Consider the following 21,082-nt stretch of genomic DNA (forward strand, 5'->3'; position numbering starts at 1 on the left):
GCCCTCCTATAATGTTTTGCAGTTGGCAGACCGCAATTTCATTATAGCTACGCTGTCAGAGACTCATCGGTTAACCTCTTTTGAACTCCCGGACTATCCGGGAGTTTTCTATAAACAAAAACGAGACAGCTTCGGCTGTCTCATTTTTTATGCTTTGATCAGATTTTTGCAAAGATTGCCAGTGCTTCGGCAACGGTATCCACAAGATAGTCTGCCTTTTCTTTCACCTCATCCTCACTGGCATGGAAACTGAAGGAGATATCCGCCGCTTCCAGAAGTGGGATATCGTTGACAGAATCACCGATGCCGGCAATGACATCTCCGTGCAGCAGCTGCTTTGCATGCAGGGCACCGGTTCCTTTGGATACACCGGCATGGACAACATCGATCCACTGGGTATTCTGATACCCTGCCATTTCTTTGCCATACATGGCATTGATACGGGCTGCGATCAAAGAAGCTGTACGATTGGATGGCGTCCATACGGATACGCATGTGATATGGCGGCCATTCAGTGCATCAATGGATGGCAGAACTGTCTGCTGCGGATATTGGGGCCGGCGCTCATACAGCGTAAAGATATGGCCGTCCGCATGAATATAGAAAATGCTCTCTTTACCGAATGTTTCGTCCAGCATGGCAATCTGCTTTGTGGTCAGAACGCTTTCAAACACCGGGACAAACGTATCCTCTTTTTTTTCAGCAACAACCGCACCGCTTGAAGCCACAATGAAATCCAGTTCCGGGCCATGATCCAGATCATTGCCAAAGCCAAACAGCGGTCTGCCTGTACACAGGCCAAACTGTCCGCCATGGTCCTGAAAATCCAGAATGGCAGATAGATCGCCCGAGCGGAAGTAACCGCCCGTGCGGTCCATGAAATGCAGTGTGTTATCAAAGTCAGATGCGAATACCTTCATACACTTTCTCCTGTTTTATCTTCAGCGCTGCCAATGGCAGCCAGCTGGTGAAAAATCTGATTCATCCCGTCAGAGCGGTATTTTGTCTTCAGGGCACAAAGCACATAATGCCGCTGCAGGATGCCATCTGTCAATTCCAGTTTGACAAGTCCTGCTTCCTCTGCCAGCTGTTCCGGCACAAACACAATGCCTTTTCCTGCTTTGGCAAGCTTCATCAAAGCCAGATCTGAAATGCCCTGCACGGCAATATGCATGGCACAGCCATGGGCCTGGAATAAGGATGCGACGTTCTGATAGGAGCCGCTGCCATTTTCTCTGACCAGAAGCGGCAGTTCACTCAGATGTGCAGCCGATAATTTTGTCTGCTTCTGATACCCTTTCCGGCAGGCCGGCACAATGTCCTGCTGCATAAAAGGAATTCTTTCAAGATCCTCACTGTCTGTATCATCCACAATGCCAAAATCGAGTGCATTGTGCCGCAGCATCTTCAGCACTGCTTCATTGTTATCAATGTGCATTGTCACATCTGCCTGGCCAAGATGGCCAAAGATGGCATCCATCATGGTTTCCGCAATTGTTTCATTCAGGCCAAGCCGGCAGTGCACCGGCCCATGATTCTCATGGAAGATGGTATGCATTTCATTGAGCTGAGACAGAATGCTGTTGGCATAGGCAAGCATCTTCCTGCCATCATCCGTCAGATAGACCGTGCGGTTGGCACGGTCAAACAGCCGAATGCCATAGTACGCCTCCAGATCACGGATGGCACTGCTGACTGCCGGCTGGCTCATGTGCATCTGTTCGGCTGTCTTGGTAAACGAGCCAAGTTCTGCTGCTCTTTGAAAAACTTCTAACTGTTTAATCATATGTTTTTACTTATGTATTTTATTTTAACATATGAATTGATTCATGCATTTTCTTTTCTTACCATAGAAGCGTTGGAGGAAGGTTATGGAAGAACACAAAGAGCTGACCCTGTTTACAACATTCTTCAAAATCGGCGCATTCACCTTTGGCGGCGGCTATGCCATGATCCCGATGATTCAGCGGGAAATCGTGGACAAGCGCCATTGGATCGATGCCGATGAGATTCTCGATATTATTGCGATTGCCGAAAGCACACCAGGCCCCATCGCAGTGAACAGCGCTACCTTTGTCGGGGCAAAGATTGCCGGTAAGAAAGGTGCCTTCATGGCAACCCTTGGCGTCGTGCTGCCATCCTTTCTGATCATTCTGGCAATCTCTCATATCCTGAATGCCTTTGAGACAAACAAGTATGTCAGTTATGCCTTTACTGGCATCCGTGCCGGTGTCATGGCATTGATCCTGAATGCGGCCATCTCGATGTACAAACAGTGTCCCAAGGATCTGGTCTCCATCATTCTGATGGCGGCTGCTCTGGTTCTTGTCACCTTCTTCAATGTCAATGCCATTCTGGTACTGCTGCTTTGTGCCGGTATCGGCCTGCTTTCTTCTTTGCGGATCAGGAAAGGAGGAAACTGAGATGGTTTTCTGGGAATTGTTTATTACCTTCTTTAAGATCGGTGCCTTCACCTTTGGCGGCGGCTATGCCATGCTGCCGCTGGTAGAGCAGGAAGTGGCAGCCCATGGCTGGATGACCATGGATGAGCTGATCAATTTCATTGCTGTATCTGAAAGCACGCCCGGCCCGTTTGCCGTCAATGTTTCCACCTATGTCGGCTCCATTGCAGCTGGCATCCCCGGTGCCTTTGTAGCAACACTCGGTGTCGTGCTGCCAAGCTTCATTGTCATTCTGCTTGTTGCCAGGTTCTTTGAAGCATTCAAAACTTCCAAAGTTGTTTCCGGCATGATGAAAGGGCTGCGTCCTGCCGTTGTCGGCATGATCACAGCCTCCTTCCTCTCCGTTGCCAAAGCCGTCTTCTTCCCCGCCAGCATTACCCTGACACGCCTGAGTGCTGTTTCCTTCTGGCTCAGTGCAGGCATTTTTGCCCTGACGATGTACCTGCTGCACAAAAAGGTCAATCCGATTCTGCTGATCCTGCTGTCTGCCGGCATTGGCATCGCCGCAGGGACAATGGGACTGTTATGAGTGATGACTGGCCAGATAGATGGCCAGTTTCTGATTGAGCTTGCTGTAAATGCGCTGTTTGAACCATGGCTCACTGGAGGCATCAATGGCTTCCTGCAGGCCAAACCATTTCACACCTGTATTTTCATCCGGCTTGATGCGCAGCGGTTCATGCATATCTGCCTGCAGTAAATACGTCACATTCAGATGCAGGTGCGAGGAGACATATTCTCCTCTTTTTTCATGCCCGTCCACGCACAGAATCTCCAAAGAGAAAATATCCTGGGAAAGCGGGATGACATTCTGCAGCCCGCTTTCTTCCTGTACTTCACGGATTGCTGTATGCAGCAGGTCTCTGTCTCCATCCGCATGGCCGCCAAGCCAGCTCCAGGAATGATAGATCTTGTGATAGCACATCAGTACATGTGCATAATCCTTTGAAACAACCCAGGCACTGGCAGTCAGATGCGCACCATGATTATCACGTGTATAGATTTCTTCCGATGTCAGACGGCGCAGAATCTCAATTCTGTCTTTTTCTTCCTGCTCATTGAACGGCTGATACGCTTCTAGCTGACTTTTCAAATCCATATGTAACTCCTTAATGCATCACCCATGAGGATGACAGCTTGTTTTTCAATATGTGTCCTGTCACTTTGCCAAAGCCAAGCGGATTGTGATCCACACAGACAAGACACCATCCCGGTTTGACTGGTTCATCATGAATATCGATCGTTTCTCCCCGCAGATAGCGCATCACGCGCTCATCCTTTCGGAACAGATACAGACAGTTTTCAGCATCCTCTTCACGCATTGCCATCGCCATCGGCTGGCTGAAGGCAAACTGCTTTCCTTTATCTTCTCCCAGCAATAGACCGCTGCGCAGCACCCGGATGCCATGCAGGTCAATATCGATATCCGGCTCCAGAAGTATCTTTTCTTTGATTCTTCTGATCTGAGCATGGTCTGCCGTAACCTGCATGCCATCCTTTGCAAAGGCAACATCCTGTTTCTCAATATGCTTTTCACTGCTTCCATCCTTTGCAAGCAGGCAGACAAAGTGTCCTTCCCCTTTGATGCGGTGAGGGAACAATTTGGTGCCGTACGCATTCTGCACAAAGCCGTCTGTATAAGGCACTGACACAACATGCAGATCAGAAAAACGGTCAAGGGCATCCTGGATGACTTCTTCATCTTCCTTGATGGAAAAGGTACAGGTGCTGTAAACAAGCCTGCCGCCTGGCTTTAACATATGCACGGCATTGGCCAGAATCTCTTTCTGCAATGGCGCATAGTAGTCCGGTCCTTTTTCCAGCCAGGATGTGCGCATGGCAGGGTCTTTGCGGAACATGCCCTCTCCAGAACATGGCGCATCGACCAGAATCTTGTCAAACCAGCCCGCAAAAAGATCAGACAGCTGGGATGGTGCCGCACTGGTGACAATACTGTTTTTCACACCCGCTCTTTCCAGAGCGCGCAACAGAATTTGACAGCGTGAGACAGAGAGGTCATTGGCAATCAGTACACCCTGGCCCTGCAGCTTTGCGGCAAGCTGGGTTGTCTTGCCGCCCGGGGCAGCACAAAGATCCAGTACCTTGTCACCAGGTTCAACCGGCAGAACCGATGCGGGCAAAGAGGCACTTGGCTCCTGCACATAGTACAGGCCGGCATAATCATACGGATCTGTTGTGATGCCATCCTGATGATAATAGAACGATGTGGAACACCATGGCACTGGTGAAAGATCATAAGGAAAGGCAGCCAGAAAGTCCGGTACAGAGATCTTCAGCGTATTGATGCGCAGTGCATGCAGAGCCGGCTTGTGCAAAGCAGAAAGATAGTCCGTATATTCCTCTTTTAGCAATTGTTTCATTTCCTGCTGGTAACTCTCTGGCAGTTCCATATGCGTTCTCCTGTATGCAGTCCATTATACACATTTGTGATTCCTGCTTTGCATAAGAAAACCGCATGCGCAGGCATGCGGCATAATTCATCTGCTTTGTACCTCAGGCATTGAAGCGGGCAATATCTGTCACGGTATAACCAGCTGAGGCAACAGCCTCTTTCAAACTGGCATCGGGAATATCATGACTGGAGATGATCACCGTTTTTCCCTTGGTATGGGAAGACTTCACCTTTTTCACCTGGAACTGTTTGCGGATGGCATCTGAAACATGAGCTTCGCACTGGCCGCACATCATGCCATCTACCTGCAGCACAAGCTTCACGGCACCATGGCCATTGTAATCCGATGCAATCTTTTCATGCTTATGGGGATGAAAGAACCCAAACACAGCCCGTAAACCTGCTGCCATCAGAACCAGAATCAGCAGAATGACAATGACATCTGCTGTATTTAACGTAATATTTGTATGCATCTCTACCTCCTGTTAGAAAGCACTAACCAATATAATCATGTTCACAGAAGATGTCAAAATGAAAACCGGGTTTCCCCGGTTCAATGTTGTCAGTTTTCCTGCAGTCTCTGTACCATCTTCCAGATCGCTTCGGCTGAGTTGAAGTTCTCCGGTGTCATTTCAGCGGCATCAACCTCAATGTCGAAGGCATCTTCCAGTTCAGAGACCAGTGAGATGATGGCAAAGGAATCCAGCAGATGGTTGTCAATCAGCTTTGTCTCTTTTGTATAGTCAATACTGTCATCAATATCGTTGAGAATTTCCAATACACGATCCATGATTTTATCCTCCAGTTACTCTGCTATTGTAGCGCATCCGGCACCATTGAGCATCCATGTTTCACGTCTGCTTCTGGCCAGCAGCAATCCATTCTGGTCCACAAGCCAGACAGCCGGCAGCTCATGAGAGAGAAACAGACTCATACCTTCATAGAATGAATAAGCTCCGGTATTGCCAAAGACAAGGATATCACCTTTGTGCAGCTGGGCATGTTTGAATCCCGAGACAAGGATGTCATTGGTCGTACATAATGACCCACAGATGGCATAGGTTTCTTCTGATCCAGGCTGCTGTGTGGAAATGACGTCGATGTTGGGAATGTACATGCCGCGCAGCTGGCCGTCATAATGCAGCTGATGAATGCCGCCGTCACAGATGACATAGTTGGTGCTGTCGGTTGTTTTCAGATCCTCAACCGCTGTGCAGTAGCTGCCGCAGGAATAAGCAAGTGCCCTGCCCATCTCCACACTCTTATGTCCCTGCCACTTCATGCCGGCAAGCAGAGCCTTGAATTCAGCCAGACTTTCCGGTGTTGTGACAGTTTCCTTCTGATCCACAAAGTACGGCACACCAAAACCGGTGCCATATTCCAGCATCTGCAGATGATATCCTGTTTCTGCTTCAGCCGACTGCAGGAAGGCATCAAGCATCGCAATTTCTTTGGTATGTTTCTTCAGCATCTTTTTCTGGGTGCCGGAGAAGAAATGAATGCCCTTGATATGCAGATATGGATACTGGTCACGATGCGCAATCAGGCCTTTGACAGTCTCAGCATCCATGCCAAACTGAGAGCCGCTGGAAAGCCGCGGCAGTACTTCTAATGTCAGGCCAAGCGCTTTGCCGCAGGCATTGAGAATCTCCATCTGGTCAGGTGATTCAGCAGTGTACAATGCCGCATCTTTGCCATAGCCAGCCATTTCTCTGGCATCTTCTTCTTTCTTGAGAACACCGGAGATCAGCAGTTTTTCCGGCCTGATGCCAAGATGGCGGCACAGACAGAACTCGCCAAACGAACAGACTTCAATGTGTTCGGCAATCTTTGCAGCAGTGCTGGTCAGAAAGGGATTGGCCTTCATGGAGAATGTCATGCCCGTGTCTAAGCCAATGCCATTGTGCAGATAGGCAAAACGATTGCGGAAGACGTCCAGATCAAACACATAGGCTGGCGTGCCTTCCTTTTCCAGCTGAGAAAGCAGATCCTTGTTCATTGTACAACCTCCAGATTGGCCAGCTGTTTACGGTCAATCTTGCCATTCTTATTCAGAATGAATGATTTTACGTGGACGAAGCGGTTTGGCACCATGTATACAGGCAGCTTGCTCTTGAGCGCAATATGCAGATCACGCTTGTCACAGGTGCCGGTGTAATAGGCAATGATCAGGCTTCTTTCCTGATTGTAGGCACAGCAGCTGCGCGCTACCCCATCCATGCTGTCAATGCCGCGCTCCACTTCTTCCAGCTCAATTCTGTGGCCCATATGCTTGATCTGGAAATCACGGCGGCCGGCAAAGTACAGCTTGCCATCTTCACCAATCACGGCAAGATCGCCTGTCAGATATGTACGCACACCATCACGCATCACAAAATGCGTTCTGGTCTGTTCAGGGTTGTGATAATAGCCCAGTGCGAGTGATTCACCCGATACGGCAATCTCACCTTCGGCGCCAATGCCATCAACCTGCCTGCCGTCTTTATCCAGCAAAACGACCTTACGGCCCGGGAACACCTTGCCAAGAGAGAGCTTTTCACCCTTCTGCACCACATGATCAATGACTTCATACGTGCAGTTGCAGGTGATTTCACTTGGTCCATACAGATTGACATACAACGCATCCGGCAGATATTTCTGCCAAATGGCAAGCTGTCTTGCCGGCATCACCTCACCAGAGAACATGACGCGGTGAATTGCGGATGGAACTTTATAGCTGAATCCCTTCAGACCAGAGATGATGCACAGGGCACTGACAGCCCAGGTCAGGCTTGTTACCTTCTGATCGATCAGATAATCAATCAGACGTGCCGGCGTAGAGAAGTATTCACGGGGAATCAGCACCATTCTGGCACCTGTGGCCATACTGCTGTAAATATCTTTGGTGGATACATCAAAATCAAATGGTGCCTGGTTGCCAATGACATCATCATGTGAAAAGTGGAAGATTTCCACAAAGTGGCCGATGAAATCCAGCACATCGCCATGAGAGATCAGCACACACTTCGGCACGCCGGTAGAGCCGGATGTAAACAGGCCGTACAGTGGTGAATTGCGGTTGATCTGACCTCTGTTTTTGTTCAGCAGATCTTCATCTGCTGTTTCCTGGAATACATCTTCCAGCAGGAGTGTTCTGCCTTTCCAGCCAGTACTGTTCAATGTTTCCACAAGAGATTTCTGCACGATGACAGCGGCTGGTTCCAGTACTGTCAGAATACTGGCAATGCGGGCAGAAGGCTGTTCAGGATTGATCGGCACATAGAAGCCCCCGGCATAGACAGCGCCAAACATTGCTGCCAGCATGGCGCAGGATTTATCCGCAAATACAGCCACTGGCAGACAAATATTGTCGCAGCCGTCTTTGCATAATGCTGTGCCAATTCCCCTGGCAGCAGAGACAAGTTCATGCCAGCTTAAGGCAGATGAAGGATCACAGACAGCTGTTTCACTGCCATATGTTCCTGCTGTTTTTTCCAGCACATCAAGAATATTCTCAGGCATTGTTTCCTCCTTTGGCCTTCAGATACTTTGCGGCCAGCGAATTCCAGACTGCAGCCACATCATCATTGCGGTGGTCCTGCAGATCATAGTGGTCAGCGAGATAGCTGCCAAGATAGGCAGTTGTCTTTTCAGCACCGAAGAAGTTGAGATGATCTCCCTTGTCACGCGTATCCGCGTCCCAGGAGATATTCAGCTCTTTCAGTTTTGTATTCAGATCAATGTATTCCAGATTTTCATCCGCCGCAAGCTCTTCCAGAGCATTGTGCTTGGCAACCGTATAATTCTTCGGACTCGGTGCTGAGTACAGGATCAAAGAAGCGCCGTTTTCCTCGCACAGCTTTTCAATGGCATGCAGAGATTCAATATTGGCTTCCGGAATATTTTTGATCTTGCCAGTTTCTTCCATGTAATCACCGCCTTTATAAGGCTTGACGCTGCGGTTGATGGAGAAACCCATGAAACTCTGGGAAGAAAATGGTGTAAACAGCGTCTTCCAGAAGTTGTGATAGCGCAGGATCGGGAATGTGTTGTAAATTACTTCGGCAAGATCTGACTTCTGCTGGGTCAGTGATGATGCTTTGACCTTGCGGAAAAAGCCATTGGTTTCCAGCAGAATCACGCTTGGTTTCTGCGTTTGGAAAACAAGCCGCAAAACTTCTACCGTTTCCTGCAGCTTGGCACCCGGCTGACCGCCGTCATAGCTTGTGTAGCCGTATTTCAGCCAAAGCTCCATCGGATTCATGGAACTATAGGAAAGCGAGTCACCAACCGCAATGACATCCAGGGAATTCTTTTCCTGGCTGGCAATGCCGCTGTAAACTGCATTCCTGCCTGAGACAAGATTGTGATCGATCATATAGTTCGGGGTCAGGATCTTACCCGGCACAATGAGCAGAGCGGCAAGGATGATGAAGAACAGAAGATTTCGCATTACTTTTTTCATCTTATGTTCCTCCTTAGAACCCAGCATAGATCAGATCTACCGGATCATAGCCGGCACCATAGGCACCCAGCAGCGCAATGGCAATGATCAGACTGTAGTAGATAGCCCAGCGGCGCGGTGTGGAAAGCTGCGGCACATTGGTTAACAGATCCGGATTCTTCTCCATCCTGAGATCTACAATGGCAACGATGATGATGCCAGCCAGAATCACGATGTAATCACCCAGATCAAGATTCAGATCCATGACATTGGCAAGAAAACCAGAGATAAACGGTGTGGTAAACAGTTCCTTCATCATGTGGCCAAACTGGGCCAGCGTGCTGCAGCGGAACAGTGTTTCACCCAGACAGATAATAATCCAGGTACGCACCCGGCAGAACCATACAAACCCTGCTGCATTCTCAGACCAGTGCAGCTTTTCCAGCAGTTTGTCCTGTACAGGTTTGAGCATAACTTCCAGCAGCAGAATAACAAAGTAATAGACGCCATACATGATGTAGGGCCACTCACCGCCATGCCACAGTCCGTTTAACAGCCATACTGGCAGTAAGGCAATGGCACTGGTGACGACATTGGTCAGATATTTACCGCAGTGTTTGCGGCCGAATCTGCCCCATTTCTTCATCAATTTCGAGGTAGATACCGGGAAGAAGATGTAGTTCTTGAACCAGGTGCCAAGAGAGATATGCCATCTACGCCAAAATTCCGCCGCATTGCGGGCCAGGAATGGCTGCCGGAAATTCTCAGGCAGTTTGACTCCAAACAACTGGGCACTGCCGATGACAATATCGATCGTACCGGAGAATTCCAGATACAGCTGGACAGTCACGACAACTGATGAAAAGATGACCATCATGCCGGTGTATTCGGCATGGACAGAGAACAGTTCATTGACCAGGGTGTTCATGCGGTCAGAGATGACCATGCGCTTGAACAGGCCCCATAGAATTCGTACACCGCCGGTTGTGATGCTCAGACCGGTAATCGGATTGCCGGCAAACAAGGTATCGGCTTCATCTTCCCATCTGCCCATCGGGCCTTCCATGACTGTGGCAAAAAACATCAGGTACAGCATGACCTTCAATGGGTTGTGTTCTGCCTTGATTCTGCCCCAGTGGACATCCAGCAGATAACTGATGGCCTGCAGGGAATAGAAGGAAATACCAATCGGTGCAATCAGTTTGGGAATGGTGATCTCATGATGGGTAATTGCCGCATAATTACTCAGGACAAAAGGTGTGTATTTCAGATAAGCAAGTGCTGCAACGATCAGGAATCCCGCTGCAAAGCAGACTCTGCCGGAAGCTTTCTTCATCTTTTTCCGGCTTTCCCGATCAACTGCCTTCTTTTGAAAATGTTCCATCCAAAGACCTGCTGCCCAGCAGATCAGTGCGGCGGCGATGCACCATACAATCAGCTCATGACTGATGAGCCAGAAAAAGACGGCACTGCCGCCAAGCAGCGTAAGCCAACGGAACTTCTTCGGGGTCAGCTGGTAGGCCAGCATCAGTGCCGGCAGGAAATATATAAAGTAAACGTTAACGTTATAAGACATGGACACCTCACATGCAACGACAGCTAGTATATCCCTGTCAAAGCACAGTGTCATAAGAATTCAGTAATCTTAAGGTTTTTTTAACGCTTCAGAATACGGATATTCCAGATATCGCCAATCGCAATCTTACTGCGGTCATCAAACTCCATCATGCCGCTGTCAATCCGGCGTACACTGCCTTCCTTTTCCTGATAATGGCCGCCATCTTTCTTTTCATCTTTCACAAAGTAACAGACATCAACAGCCGGGTGGTCCAGCTGCAGTATTTCCTGCAGTACGGCATTGATCTCATCCTGCTCATCAGCCCCCGGCAGATGCCTGGCATCTACCTGTCTTCCGGTTTCATTGATTGCTTCCCCATAACCTGTCAGCGCTGAAAACGGTGCAAACTGGGCAGCCCGTGCAGCCCGGGCCATCTGCGGATGTTTCTTTGACACATGATGCGGCAGATCAAGGATGTCATCATAGCGGTGAGGATCATTCTGATTCAAAGAAATCGGTGTCATGCTTTATGTCCTCCAATCTGTGCATTGCGCTGTCTGCCCGTAGCCCCTTCCTCAAGATCCATGCCTTTGACTACAGCATTCTTGCCATACTTCTGCCGTACCTTCAGAATCGCTTCCTGCGCTTTATGTTCTTTTTCCATTGCCCGTTTCCAGGCAGCATCATCATTTTCTTCACGGGCACTGTCAAACAGGCTGGTCTGTTCGTTTTTGACAACCTTGCCAGCTTTGCTTTCATCCACAATATTCAAAGCAGTCAGATTCACTCTTCTGACTTTCAGGGAAGGATTGGTGATCTTCTCATACAGGCTGAAAAAGGCTTTCCGCAGCATGGCAGCACTGTTGGTACGGTAATCAAGACGCACACTGCCATGGGCAGAAGACGGCACTTTGCGACCATACCAGTCTGTTGATACATTTCCGTCAAAATTATCATCATGCACAGAAGACGCATCATAGCCGATGCCAAGAAACAATTCATATGTCACCAGATGTTTTTCTGTCAGATCCAGGGCCAGGGAATCACTCATCTCCTTGACGATCAATCCTGCTTTTTCATAGCTGTACGGCTCCATCAATACCTGTCCTGCACCTAAGGAATTGGCCGAAGGCGCATAGCCCTTGATATCTGCCATCGTACATGGTTCATAGCCCCAGGCATGATCAATCAGCAGTTCGGCATTGATGCCAAACATGGAATACAAAAGATCTTCGTTGAAGAATTCACCTTTTTTCCCAAGCGAACATCTGGCCACATCACCCATGGTATACATGCCATTGGCTTCCAGCCGTCTGGCAATGCCATGGCCGACCCGCCAGAAATCGGTCAGCGGCTTATGGGTCCACAGGGTTCTTCGAAAACTCATTTCATCCAGGCAGGCAATGCGCACACCATCTTTGTCCGCCGGAATATGCTTGGCCACAATATCCATGGCGCATTTACACAGGAAAAGATTTGTGCCGATGCCCGCTGTTGCCGTAATACCGGTCTCATTCAGCACATCATGAATCATCTTTACGGCAAGCTGTCTTGCACTCAGATGCATGGCTTCCAGATAGTCCGTTGCATCCATGAACACTTCATCAATGGAATACACATGGATATCATCCATGGATATGTATTTCAGATAGATATCATAGATCTTCGTACTTATCTCGATGTAATGGGCCATATGCGGCTTTGCGGCAATAAAGCCAAGCTTGAGGTAAGGATCTTTCTGCAGTTCAATCATGTCGGTTGAGACACCATGGAACGGTGCACCATGAATCGCCATACGGCGTTTCCGGTTGATCGCAGCGACATCCTGTTTGACTTCATACAGGCGCGGTCTGCCCGGGATGCCAAAGCTTTTCAAAGCCGGTGACACAGCCAGACAGATTGTCTTATCGGTGCGGGAAACATCCGCCACCACCAGATTGGTGCGCAGAGGATCCAGTCCACGCTTGCGGCATTCGACTGAGGCATAGAACGATTTCAGATCAATGGCAATGTAAACACGTTCACTCATGAAAGCTGGTGCATCTTTGCTCCGCAGTGCGGGCATACATCGTGTTCCGTGCTGCTGGTATAGCCGCACTCCGAGCAGTCACACTCAGGCAGATACTTGATGCCGCCGACATAGCTGGGATCCTCCACGGTATGATGGATCCAGTGCGGCACACTCTTCTTCAGTGCCTCATAGGCAGACTCATTCCTGCCTACATGCACACCTTTCTTCTTCAATTGCTGATTCTTCATATTCACATTCTCCCGAAGATACAAAAAGCACCAGAATGCTGTGCTTTTCCATCTTTATTCTCTTATTTCACAGGCACCATTCTTCCTGGTGCTGCCCTTATTATAATCCTTCGCCATCGTTTCCCAAAGACAGATGAAAGCATAATAAAACAGAGGCTGGCAGCAGCCAAAATCCTCTGTTATAGATGCGCTGCTATTGCGTTGTCTTCAGGCAATGGATGCGGCATAGATCTTATCGATGGCATCCTTCAGGGTTGCATTGAATTCTGCATCGGTCTGATTCACACGCAGATCCTGTGCAAGAGCACGTGAGAAGGACGCAATCAGGCCATGGTTGCGGGCCAGCTTCTCATTGGCTTCTGCCTGCGAATAACCGCCGGACAGTGCCACCACTCTGACAACACGCGGATCCTGCATCAGATCACTGTAGAAATTATCAACACTCGGGATGGTCACCTTGAACATCAGTTTGCATTCTTTCGGCAGATCCTTGAGATGTTTCATGATCTCTGCCTTCATCAGCTCTTCTGCCTTTTCCTTTTCCGGGCAGTGGATATCGACTTCCGGTTCAAGAATCGGTACAAGGCCATGATGGCCGATCTTCATGCCGACTTCAAACTGCTGGTCAATGATATCCTTGATTCCCTTGGTATTAGCTTCATGGATCACAGAACGCATCTTTGTACCAAAGATGTGATGTTTGACAGCAGAGTCAAGCAGCTCTTCCAGCTGCGGCATCGGTTTCATCAGCTGTACGCCGTCTTTCTCTTCGGCAAGGCCCTTGTCAACCTTGAGAATCGGCACTATACCCTTGCGCTGCCACAGATAATCCGCCGTCGGCATGCCATCAATGGTACGGTTCATGGTGTTTTCAAACAAAATTGCGGCCAGAATATGCTCACTTGTAAATGATGGTGATGTAATGATTCTCGTTCTCATCTGATGCACGATATCAAACATTTCTTCATCATTATGCCAAGCAGAAGAATCGATACCATACGTCTTCAATGCCTTCGGTGTACTGCCGCCGCTCTGATCCAGTGCAGCAATAAACCCCTTTCCTGATTCCATACGTTTCAGTTGTTCTTCATTCATACGTCCTCTGACGCTCCTTTCTGATACATTCCATATCGTTTGAACAATACTGTTGGAAAGAAAACTCTTTCTCTACCTGCATTATGAATCATTTCCAAAACGATTTCATCTAATGTGTTCATAATCAGGCATACAAAACCAGGATTTCGTATTGCCGCAGAGCAAAACCTTATTCTACTGCAATCGCAGCTCCATCATTCAGCAGCGTGAAGAAAGAAAAAAACATCTGTCTGAGAACCAGACAAGATGCCTGATGAGAAGCCCATGCATTCATGAGTATTCACCCACCATGAGTACAGAAAAGCCTAAAAACTAAGTATCAATTTTCTATTGTTTGCTCTTTTTCAGCATTGGCACAATGCTCAGCAATGATGCAATGATTGTCAGGACAAGGCCTAATACAGCCGGACTCTTGGCACCCAGGTGGTCCATCATGGCACCAGAATACATCAGGGCAATGGTACCGGAGACACCGGAATACATCGTATCGCACAGTGCATGTGCCGTTGTGCGCAGGTCACTCATGACGGTTTCTTCGGTGATCTGTCTCTGGGTTACCAGCATGAGACCGTAGCTGAGGTTGACAAAACAGGTACTGAGAATGACCATGGCAGGATTGACGGCAAATACAATCAGCAACATCGTCACAAGCAGTGATGCGCTCATCAGGAACAGGCGCAGGTGGCTGTTGATCTTCTGCATAGGTCCGGCCATCATGATGCAAAGTGCCTGGATCATCACGCCCAGGAAGGAATCCAGACCCATGATGCCGACATCACCGCCGACACTTTTCAGAATGACAATCTTAAGATTATTGATGGGTGAAACAGACAGACCGCAGAGCAGAATGATCACCAGCAAAAACATATATGGATGGATCTGAAACAGGTCTTTCATGCCGGTTTTTTTCTGCTGTGCCTGTTTCTTGGGATAGGGCTCTTCTTTTGCAGCAAATGCAAAGACAAACACAAGAATGCCAAGAACAGTCATCGCAATGGGCATGACATCATAACCTTGTTTCTGGATCCAGATGCCCATGATTAACATGGCAAAGGCATAGCCGGCAGATCCGGATGAACGCGCCCGGCCGTATTTGGCGCCATCGTTGTGGAAGCTTCTCAGCATCCAGGCATCCAGGCTGGATCCCAGCGGCAGGCACAGAAAGCCAAACAGGATGAAAAGGATGGCAGCGATAGTCAGGTTTGTTTTCGCCATGAAAAAGGCAAGAAAGGCTGTTAATACAGACAGTGCAAATACGGGCAGGAAGACCTTGCGGTTGCTGGTGAGACGGTCACACAGCTGGCCAAGGACAAAGCTTCCCACAAAGCTTGCCAGCATGTAGCCGGCGAGGGTGATGCTCAATGTGGTATTTGCCATGCCGCAGGCAAGGAAATAGGCACTGACCAGACCGCCGAAGCAGGCAAAGAATGCCCAGAACAGGCCATCCAGCAGGCTGAAGTGCAGTACACTTTCACCTTTCATCATACTCATGGAATAAGCGCTCCTTATGCATTGCCCTTTTCAGATAAGGGCAGAATCAGTTTACATCGGAAGCCGCGTACCTGATAGTAGGAGTCGGCTCCATTATGATAGATGAAAATATGGCCATAGCGCTTCTCGCCAAATAGAGCGCCACCACTGTTACGGATATCATCTGGCGTTAACAGCCAGCAGCTCGTTTTCAGATCAAAATCGCCAGATTCCTGCAGGGCACGGTAATCTTCTTCATCCAGCAGTGTAAGTCCATGGCGTGCAGCCAACGCCATGGCACTGTCGCCAGGCGCATTCTTCTTTCTTGCCAGTCTTGCCTGTTCGTCATAGCAGACACTTCTTCTGCCAGCTGGTTCCTCATTGGAAAAGTCCACAAAGACAATCTGGTAATCATCTCTTTGCAGCACATCCGGCATTCCGCCGGTTTCTTCCATCCACTCCAGGCTTTCCCTGGCATCAGAATCTTTTTCCAGCAAAGATTCCACCTGATCCCAGCTGATATCCGGATGTCTGTTCATATTTGATAGGAAACGTTCTTTCAGCCATTCCATATACATTCCTCCATGGCATATGGTACGGCATGTCCATGCACAAAGCAAAGCCGGTTTTTACTGTAAACCGGCCTTCTGTCTGACGGTGCGCCGCAGGGTAACAAATCCAGCTACCAGCAGGGCTGCCAGAGTAAATTGTGTATACATGGCTTCCTCCTGAGTTAGTTATATCTAACTATTTGGAATATAGCAGGGTCTGCCGGAGATTTCAACCGGCATGATTCAAAGTCTTTACTTGTTTTGTATAATAGTGAAAAAGGGGATTTTTCTATGCATAAAACAAGAAGTATTGTACTGACCGGCCTGATGATTGCCATCGGCCTGGTTATTGTCACCATATGCCGGACACTGCTTGGTGTTTCGTTCATGATTCTGTTTTCGCCAATGCACTTTCCGGTGCTGATTGCCGGTCTTGTCCTTGGGCCATGGGAAGGACTGATCTGCGGTATTGTCACACCTGCTCTTTCTTATCTGATCAACGGGCTGCCCCAGATCGGGCCGCTTGCCATGATGGCAGAGCTTGGTGTTTATGGCCTGGTAACAGGCCTGATCATGAAAAAGGCAGATAAACGGAAGATGTCTTCCATCTATCTGGCACTTGTTCCAGCAATGATTCTGGGCCGTATTGCCGGCGGACTGATTACCGCACTGCTTGTTTCCAGCTATTCCTTCAATGTCTGGATCACAGCATACTTTGTCTCTACAGCACCGGCAATTGTCATTGACCTGATTGTCATTCCATTCCTTGTCAAGGCACTGCAGAAAGCGCATCTTGCCTGATCACAGTCATTCATTTCCGGGTATGATCTGCTGCGGCACATCATATCCTTTTTTTCATTTACACAAAGCTGCTGCCCTTCACTGCCTTTGCGAGCCGTTTTGCATTCGTGATCCGCCGCATCAGGTCATCCACGCTTTTGATTTAGTTGCGGCGCATACCCCGTCTATAGCGGTAAAAGACGTTTAGGCGGGGTTAGCCGCCTTTCTTCTTCCTGCATGACGGCGATATCCTTCATTATCACGCTTCTCCTGTTCCTGAATATAAATTCTTACTGCTTCTTCTGCAGTCTCGGATACGGTACTCAGGAAGTAGGTGTCAGACCAGAATCGGTCCTTACAATCATATTTTTCTAATGCGGACGAAAACTCTTTCCTTAGCAGCCGGGAGGTGACGGTTTTATAATTGTTCACCAGTTTAGAGAGCTGCGTCTGCGGAGAGGCTTCAAAAAGAATATGAACATGATCCTTGTCCGTATTAATTTCCAGGATCCGGCATTTCCAATCGTCTTCTATTACTTTGCGGCTGATCTGGATCAGCCGATCCGAGAGTTCTTCTGTAAGCACTGGATGTCTGTTTTTTGTAACGACAACCAAATGGTATTGAAGTTTGTAGATTGCGTGTCTATTCTTATGATATTCAGTGGAATAGTCCATAATAATGTCTCCTTCTGTATATATTACCACTAAATATGTTGTACTGTACACAGGAGGAAATAAACCATGCAGGTTGCTGGCAGCTATGGTGTGCGTATTCGGGATGACTATGCTGCACTGAAAAGAACAGCAGATCTCTTTTCAAATACCGTTTCCTATTTTGTCCGCCCTGCACTTGAAAATTGGGAAACTCTGTGTGAAGCAAATACCTTGCAAAGGCGTCAGAGAATGCTTGAATGCATGATTCATTCTTCTGATGGGTTTTCTTCATCTGGCTCCTTCGATCAGAGGTTCCCAAAATCTCCATCCTACTATCGCAGAGCTGCTATTACACAGCCACTTGGCATCGTTTCTGCTCATCAGTCCGCTTTTTCTGCATTCACATTCCTCTTTTTCTAAATCCCCAAAATGCTGGCATAACATAACAGATCCATGTAAAGCATTCGTCTTGCTATGATAAGCACCAGGCAAACAGAAAAAGAGCCTCTGGCATATCAGCCAAAGGTTCCTTGGAAATTGGTATCAAAAGCTTAGATCAGCTCTTGTTCTTTCTGCTATGCATCACTGCATATACAGCCAGACCAGCTGCTGCCGCAACAGCCGCAATCACGATGATCGTCTTTGCAGAAACACTGTCCTTTGTACTGGCTGTCTCTGTGGAAGAAGAGGCAGGGGCAGAAGCAGATGCGGAAGCAGTAGAGACTGCTGTGGTTGTTACAGAAGCTAACTGGGAAGGTGCTGCCACCTTGTAATCATCATAGCTGACACCGCTGATGGCACCGCTCATATCCACCGTTGTGGAATAGCTGGAAACCGTGATGGTATAGCTGCTTGTTCCCTGTACATAGACAGTACCGTCTGTACCCTTGATGGTAACGGCATTGCCATCGGCGTCCTTGATCGTACCGGTGTTATACAGATTTGTCACAGTAGAATCACCTGTTACGATCCATGTGGAGCCGCTGTCGATATACAGGTTTGCATAGCCTGATCCGCCGCTGCCGGCATAGGTTTCATCATCCACAACAGCACCTGTTAAGGCCGAACCGTTTTCCATATAGAAATCCAGTGTCGAGATGGAGTCCCAGATAACATCACCCTTCATTTCCTGATCATTGGCAGTGAAGTTTGTCTGGGCACCATTGGAACCACTGGTACCCCAGCCTCTTTGGTTATTGTTGCCAGAGACACGAAGGAAGTATTCAGCATCATCACTCTGTGTGATCTTGACATTTTCCAGATAGAAGTTGGACTCTGTATTGGTTGTATAGAACAGTCCGCCATTCTTTGAATTCAGGCTGCCATCCACCATATAGAAACTGGAGCTGCCAACCTCGGAATCGCCTGACATGGACTGATACAGAATCACGGACCATGTGCTGTCATTCTGCGAGAGATCCTGCATGGAGGATGTCAGGTTCGAATTGAACAGCCGCAGTGTATTGAGACCTTCAATGCACACACCTTCTGAGTTGTTAGCCGTCAGATCTGCATTGGCTGCGGTCACATCGGCTGTGACATAAACTGCCGGGGAACCGGTGCCATTGGTTGTATAGCTGCCGCCATCCACGACCATCGTACCGCCGCCTCTGTCAGAACGAATCGCCGCTGAGCTTTCACCCTGGGTTGTCACATTCAGGTTGTAGGCATACAGCTTGCCGCCGCCTGCGACATGAATACCGCCGGCTGTATTGCCGCTTGTTGAAATCGTTGTATTGCCTGCATAGGCAGTGCCATTGCTGTAGGCAAACACACCAGCTGCACCATTGGCATTGGTTGTGATGGTGCCTCCGTCAATGTAGGATGTACCATCCGTTGTCAGCACGGCTGCGCCAACACCATAGAAACTGGAGTTATTACCGCCGGAACTTTCACTGCTCGTTCTGGTAATTGTCGGATTATGCAGGACAACATTGCCGCCGCTGACATGGATGGCATTCTCATCCGTGCCGGTGGAATCATACGTTCCATCACTCTCTTCCGTATCAGAAGAATATTCCTTGACGGCATCCCAGGAAGTCACAGCAGAACTGCCGCCACCGGATCCACCCGGAGCACCATCGGGTGGCGTGCCTTGGGGTGCTGAGCCACCCGGGCCTCCTCCTGTCTGATCATCCGCCAGCACTGCCGCTGAGGAAAAACTTCCTGTCAGCATGCCCACTGCCAGCAATGCACTTACGACGCTGTGCTTTTTCATGTTTGTATGTCCTCCTTGCAGTTATGAATTTAGTACTGCAATGTGAGCAATATCTGTACACTGCCTGCAGGGTATATGAAAAGGAGCATTCACTCCCTTCATTTTGTACAATTCACTTCTTTACAATTTCCACTGTCCAGTGATAGGGATCTTCTTCCCGTCCCCACTGAATCCCGCTGAGGCGGCCATACAGCATCTGAGAAACGGGGCCGATGCGTCCCTGGGAAATGACGACAGATTCATCATGATAGCGAAGTTCGCCAATCGGTGCAATCAATGCGGCAGTGCTTGTGCCAAAGCACTCCTGCAGACTGCCATCCTTTCCATCTTTCATGACATCGTCGATGTCTATATGCATTTCCTTTGTCTCTATGCCCTGTTCTTTGGCAAGAGTGATCACACTGCGGCGGACAACACCATCCAGGATCGTACCTTCGCATGGTGCAGTATACAGGACATTGTCCTTCAGAAAGAACACATTCATGGAGCCTGCTTCTTCGACATAGCGGTGATGAATGCCATCCAGCCAGAGCACCTGATCATAGCCCAGCTGGTTGGCCTTGGCCATCGACTTCATGCTGGCAGCGTAGTTGCCGCCGCACTTGGCATAGCCTGCCAGTCCCGGGGCAGTGCGGATGTATTTATCCTCGACATAGACCTTGATTGGTTCCAGTCCGTTTTCATAGTAGCAGCCGCTGGGACTGGCAATGATGACAAAGCGGTATGCGGAACTTGCCTTAGCGCCAAAGCCGGTACCAGTCGCAATAATAAATGGTCTCAGATACAGTGATGTACCAAACCGATGGGGAATCCAGTCACGGTCAATCTGAATCAGTGCCTTGATGCCATCAATGAAGTCAGACTGCAGCACAGGCGGAATGCACATTCTTTCGGCACTCTTCTGAAAGCGTTCAGCGTTGTCCCACGGTCTGAAAAGAAGAATCCTGTCATCCTTGGTCCGATATGCCTTGATACCTTCGAACACTTCCTGACCATAGTGGAATACACCGGCACACGGATCCAGCTGAAAACTGTGATATGGCTCAATGCGGGCATCATGCCAGCCTCTTTTGGCATCCCAGTCCATCAGGAACATATGATCCGTAAAGTATTTGCCAAAGCCAAGCTGGGTTTCATCCTTCGGCTTTGGTTTAAATGACTTGGTCTGTGTAATCTTGATCTTCAGCATTTCCCCTTCT

22 protein-coding genes are annotated in these 21,082 nt (G+C 48.7%); 3 read left to right on the forward strand and 19 right to left on the reverse strand.

The annotated features are described in order from the left end of the window. Positions 1–158: 158 nt before the first annotated feature. Both DHU66_RS02080 and DHU66_RS02085 read right to left on the reverse strand, forming a co-directional pair. The gene (locus DHU66_RS02080) at positions 159–920 is read right to left on the reverse strand and encodes an HAD hydrolase family protein (protein WP_108774231.1); all 762 of its coding nucleotides are present in this window, start codon (positions 918–920) and stop codon (positions 159–161) included. Next, entirely contained in the window at positions 917–1,786 is an 870-nt protein-coding gene (locus DHU66_RS02085; RefSeq protein ID WP_108774232.1) for a LysR family transcriptional regulator, read from the reverse strand. Before DHU66_RS02085 ends, DHU66_RS02080 begins: the two co-directional genes overlap by 4 nt. Before the next feature lie 85 nt (positions 1,787–1,871). On the opposite strand from DHU66_RS02085, the gene DHU66_RS02090 reads away from it, so the two are divergent. After that, positions 1,872–2,423, forward strand: coding sequence for a chromate transporter (locus DHU66_RS02090; protein ID WP_108774233.1), 552 nt, complete (start codon positions 1,872–1,874; stop codon positions 2,421–2,423). A 1-nt stretch (position 2,424) separates the two neighbouring features. After that, complete coding sequence (locus DHU66_RS02095) at positions 2,425–2,991, forward strand: chromate transporter (protein WP_108774234.1); 567 nt, start codon at positions 2,425–2,427, stop codon at positions 2,989–2,991. Here DHU66_RS02095 and DHU66_RS02100 read toward each other — a convergent pair. The 14 genes from DHU66_RS02100 to DHU66_RS02165 all read right to left on the reverse strand — a co-directional run bounded on the left by DHU66_RS02100 (position 2,986) and on the right by DHU66_RS02165 (position 16,252). Beyond that, complete coding sequence (locus DHU66_RS02100) at positions 2,986–3,561, reverse strand: NUDIX hydrolase (RefSeq protein WP_108774235.1); 576 nt, start codon at positions 3,559–3,561, stop codon at positions 2,986–2,988. The two genes, DHU66_RS02095 and DHU66_RS02100, sit on opposite strands and share 6 nt — an antisense overlap. Before the next feature lie 10 nt (positions 3,562–3,571). Beyond that, on the reverse strand, positions 3,572–4,873 hold the full coding sequence (locus DHU66_RS02105) for an RsmB/NOP family class I SAM-dependent RNA methyltransferase (protein WP_108774236.1): 1,302 nt from the start codon (positions 4,871–4,873) through the stop codon (positions 3,572–3,574). Positions 4,874–4,976: 103 nt separating this feature from the next. Then, positions 4,977–5,348, reverse strand: coding sequence for a heavy-metal-associated domain-containing protein (locus tag DHU66_RS02110; RefSeq protein ID WP_245309322.1), 372 nt, complete (start codon positions 5,346–5,348; stop codon positions 4,977–4,979). A gap of 89 nt (positions 5,349–5,437) precedes the next feature. Further along, entirely contained in the window at positions 5,438–5,665 is a 228-nt protein-coding gene (locus tag DHU66_RS02115; protein WP_108774237.1) for an acyl carrier protein, read from the reverse strand. A 15-nt stretch (positions 5,666–5,680) separates the two neighbouring features. Then, complete coding sequence (locus tag DHU66_RS02120) at positions 5,681–6,874, reverse strand: diaminopimelate decarboxylase family protein (RefSeq protein WP_108774238.1); 1,194 nt, start codon at positions 6,872–6,874, stop codon at positions 5,681–5,683. After that, positions 6,871–8,376: an AMP-binding protein gene (locus DHU66_RS02125; protein WP_108774239.1), complete on the reverse strand. Its 1,506-nt coding sequence runs from the start codon at positions 8,374–8,376 to the stop codon at positions 6,871–6,873. The genes DHU66_RS02120 and DHU66_RS02125 overlap by 4 nt, the downstream gene beginning before the upstream one ends. Then, positions 8,369–9,319, reverse strand: coding sequence for an SGNH/GDSL hydrolase family protein (locus DHU66_RS02130; protein WP_108774240.1), 951 nt, complete (start codon positions 9,317–9,319; stop codon positions 8,369–8,371). Before DHU66_RS02130 ends, DHU66_RS02125 begins: the two co-directional genes overlap by 8 nt. A gap of 13 nt (positions 9,320–9,332) precedes the next feature. After that, a complete protein-coding gene (locus DHU66_RS02135; protein WP_167836217.1) occupies positions 9,333–10,874 on the reverse strand; it encodes an MBOAT family O-acyltransferase in 1,542 nt (513 codons plus the stop codon). A gap of 80 nt (positions 10,875–10,954) precedes the next feature. Continuing rightward, on the reverse strand, positions 10,955–11,380 hold the full coding sequence (locus tag DHU66_RS02140; protein ID WP_108774242.1) for a hypothetical protein: 426 nt from the start codon (positions 11,378–11,380) through the stop codon (positions 10,955–10,957). Next, positions 11,377–12,885: a Y-family DNA polymerase gene (locus tag DHU66_RS02145; RefSeq protein ID WP_108774243.1), complete on the reverse strand. Its 1,509-nt coding sequence runs from the start codon at positions 12,883–12,885 to the stop codon at positions 11,377–11,379. Before DHU66_RS02145 ends, DHU66_RS02140 begins: the two co-directional genes overlap by 4 nt. Next, positions 12,882–13,115 carry a hypothetical protein gene (locus tag DHU66_RS02150; RefSeq protein ID WP_108774244.1) on the reverse strand — a complete coding sequence of 78 codons (234 nt, stop codon included), beginning with the start codon at positions 13,113–13,115 and terminating at the stop codon, positions 12,882–12,884. Before DHU66_RS02150 ends, DHU66_RS02145 begins: the two co-directional genes overlap by 4 nt. Positions 13,116–13,322: 207 nt before the next feature. Continuing rightward, on the reverse strand, positions 13,323–14,210 hold the full coding sequence (locus tag DHU66_RS02155; protein WP_108774245.1) for a fructose bisphosphate aldolase: 888 nt from the start codon (positions 14,208–14,210) through the stop codon (positions 13,323–13,325). Between the two features lie 327 nt (positions 14,211–14,537). Beyond that, positions 14,538–15,701 (reverse strand): MFS transporter, encoded by a 1,164-nt coding sequence (locus DHU66_RS02160; protein WP_108774246.1) that lies wholly within the window; start codon positions 15,699–15,701, stop codon positions 14,538–14,540. Positions 15,702–15,715: 14 nt separating this feature from the next. After that, positions 15,716–16,252, reverse strand: a complete 537-nt coding sequence (locus DHU66_RS02165) for a DUF4256 domain-containing protein (RefSeq protein ID WP_245309324.1) — start codon at positions 16,250–16,252, stop codon at positions 15,716–15,718. Between the two features lie 270 nt (positions 16,253–16,522). Between DHU66_RS02165 and DHU66_RS02170 the strand changes: the two genes are divergently transcribed. Beyond that, positions 16,523–17,032 (forward strand): ECF transporter S component, encoded by a 510-nt coding sequence (locus tag DHU66_RS02170; protein WP_108774248.1) that lies wholly within the window; start codon positions 16,523–16,525, stop codon positions 17,030–17,032. A 183-nt stretch (positions 17,033–17,215) separates the two neighbouring features. On the opposite strand, the gene tnpA is transcribed toward DHU66_RS02170, so the two are convergent. The 3 genes from tnpA to DHU66_RS02190 form a co-directional block, all read right to left on the reverse strand. After that, the gene (gene tnpA / locus DHU66_RS02175; protein ID WP_108774249.1) at positions 17,216–17,686 is read right to left on the reverse strand and encodes an IS200/IS605 family transposase; all 471 of its coding nucleotides are present in this window, start codon (positions 17,684–17,686) and stop codon (positions 17,216–17,218) included. A gap of 535 nt (positions 17,687–18,221) precedes the next feature. Beyond that, a complete protein-coding gene (locus tag DHU66_RS02185; RefSeq protein ID WP_108774251.1) occupies positions 18,222–19,883 on the reverse strand; it encodes a hypothetical protein in 1,662 nt (553 codons plus the stop codon). A gap of 112 nt (positions 19,884–19,995) precedes the next feature. Beyond that, the gene (locus DHU66_RS02190; protein WP_108774252.1) at positions 19,996–21,072 is read right to left on the reverse strand and encodes a branched-chain amino acid aminotransferase; all 1,077 of its coding nucleotides are present in this window, start codon (positions 21,070–21,072) and stop codon (positions 19,996–19,998) included. Positions 21,073–21,082: the final 10 nt, after the last annotated feature.

Source organism: Lactimicrobium massiliense (assembly GCF_900343155.1).
Classification (GTDB): domain Bacteria; phylum Bacillota_I; class Bacilli_A; order Erysipelotrichales; family Erysipelotrichaceae; genus Bulleidia; species Bulleidia massiliensis.

What these genes read in the sequence shown, in the direction of transcription:
- DHU66_RS02110 (WP_245309322.1), bottom strand. Translation starts at nt 5,348, where the DNA reads ATGCATACAAATATTACGTTAAATACAGCAGATGTCATTGTCATTCTG.
- DHU66_RS02130 (WP_108774240.1), bottom strand. Translation starts at nt 9,319, where the DNA reads ATGAAAAAAGTAATGCGAAATCTTCTGTTCTTCATCATCCTTGCCGCT.
- DHU66_RS02100 (WP_108774235.1), bottom strand. Translation starts at nt 3,561, where the DNA reads ATGGATTTGAAAAGTCAGCTAGAAGCGTATCAGCCGTTCAATGAGCAG.
- tnpA (WP_108774249.1), bottom strand. Translation starts at nt 17,686, where the DNA reads ATGGACTATTCCACTGAATATCATAAGAATAGACACGCAATCTACAAA.
- DHU66_RS02155 (WP_108774245.1), bottom strand. Translation starts at nt 14,210, where the DNA reads ATGAATGAAGAACAACTGAAACGTATGGAATCAGGAAAGGGGTTTATT.
- DHU66_RS02095 (WP_108774234.1), top strand. Translation starts at nt 2,425, where the DNA reads ATGGTTTTCTGGGAATTGTTTATTACCTTCTTTAAGATCGGTGCCTTC.
- DHU66_RS02120 (WP_108774238.1), bottom strand. Translation starts at nt 6,874, where the DNA reads ATGAACAAGGATCTGCTTTCTCAGCTGGAAAAGGAAGGCACGCCAGCC.
- DHU66_RS02090 (WP_108774233.1), top strand. Translation starts at nt 1,872, where the DNA reads ATGGAAGAACACAAAGAGCTGACCCTGTTTACAACATTCTTCAAAATC.
- DHU66_RS02105 (WP_108774236.1), bottom strand. Translation starts at nt 4,873, where the DNA reads ATGGAACTGCCAGAGAGTTACCAGCAGGAAATGAAACAATTGCTAAAA.
- DHU66_RS02150 (WP_108774244.1), bottom strand. Translation starts at nt 13,115, where the DNA reads ATGAAGAATCAGCAATTGAAGAAGAAAGGTGTGCATGTAGGCAGGAAT.
- DHU66_RS02135 (WP_167836217.1), bottom strand. Translation starts at nt 10,874, where the DNA reads ATGTCTTATAACGTTAACGTTTACTTTATATATTTCCTGCCGGCACTG.
- DHU66_RS02165 (WP_245309324.1), bottom strand. Translation starts at nt 16,252, where the DNA reads ATGGAATGGCTGAAAGAACGTTTCCTATCAAATATGAACAGACATCCG.
- DHU66_RS02080 (WP_108774231.1), bottom strand. Translation starts at nt 920, where the DNA reads ATGAAGGTATTCGCATCTGACTTTGATAACACACTGCATTTCATGGAC.
- DHU66_RS02085 (WP_108774232.1), bottom strand. Translation starts at nt 1,786, where the DNA reads ATGATTAAACAGTTAGAAGTTTTTCAAAGAGCAGCAGAACTTGGCTCG.
- DHU66_RS02160 (WP_108774246.1), bottom strand. Translation starts at nt 15,701, where the DNA reads ATGAGTATGATGAAAGGTGAAAGTGTACTGCACTTCAGCCTGCTGGAT.
- DHU66_RS02115 (WP_108774237.1), bottom strand. Translation starts at nt 5,665, where the DNA reads ATGGATCGTGTATTGGAAATTCTCAACGATATTGATGACAGTATTGAC.
- DHU66_RS02190 (WP_108774252.1), bottom strand. Translation starts at nt 21,072, where the DNA reads ATGCTGAAGATCAAGATTACACAGACCAAGTCATTTAAACCAAAGCCG.
- DHU66_RS02185 (WP_108774251.1), bottom strand. Translation starts at nt 19,883, where the DNA reads ATGAAAAAGCACAGCGTCGTAAGTGCATTGCTGGCAGTGGGCATGCTG.
- DHU66_RS02145 (WP_108774243.1), bottom strand. Translation starts at nt 12,885, where the DNA reads ATGAGTGAACGTGTTTACATTGCCATTGATCTGAAATCGTTCTATGCC.
- DHU66_RS02170 (WP_108774248.1), top strand. Translation starts at nt 16,523, where the DNA reads ATGCATAAAACAAGAAGTATTGTACTGACCGGCCTGATGATTGCCATC.
- DHU66_RS02140 (WP_108774242.1), bottom strand. Translation starts at nt 11,380, where the DNA reads ATGACACCGATTTCTTTGAATCAGAATGATCCTCACCGCTATGATGAC.
- DHU66_RS02125 (WP_108774239.1), bottom strand. Translation starts at nt 8,376, where the DNA reads ATGCCTGAGAATATTCTTGATGTGCTGGAAAAAACAGCAGGAACATAT.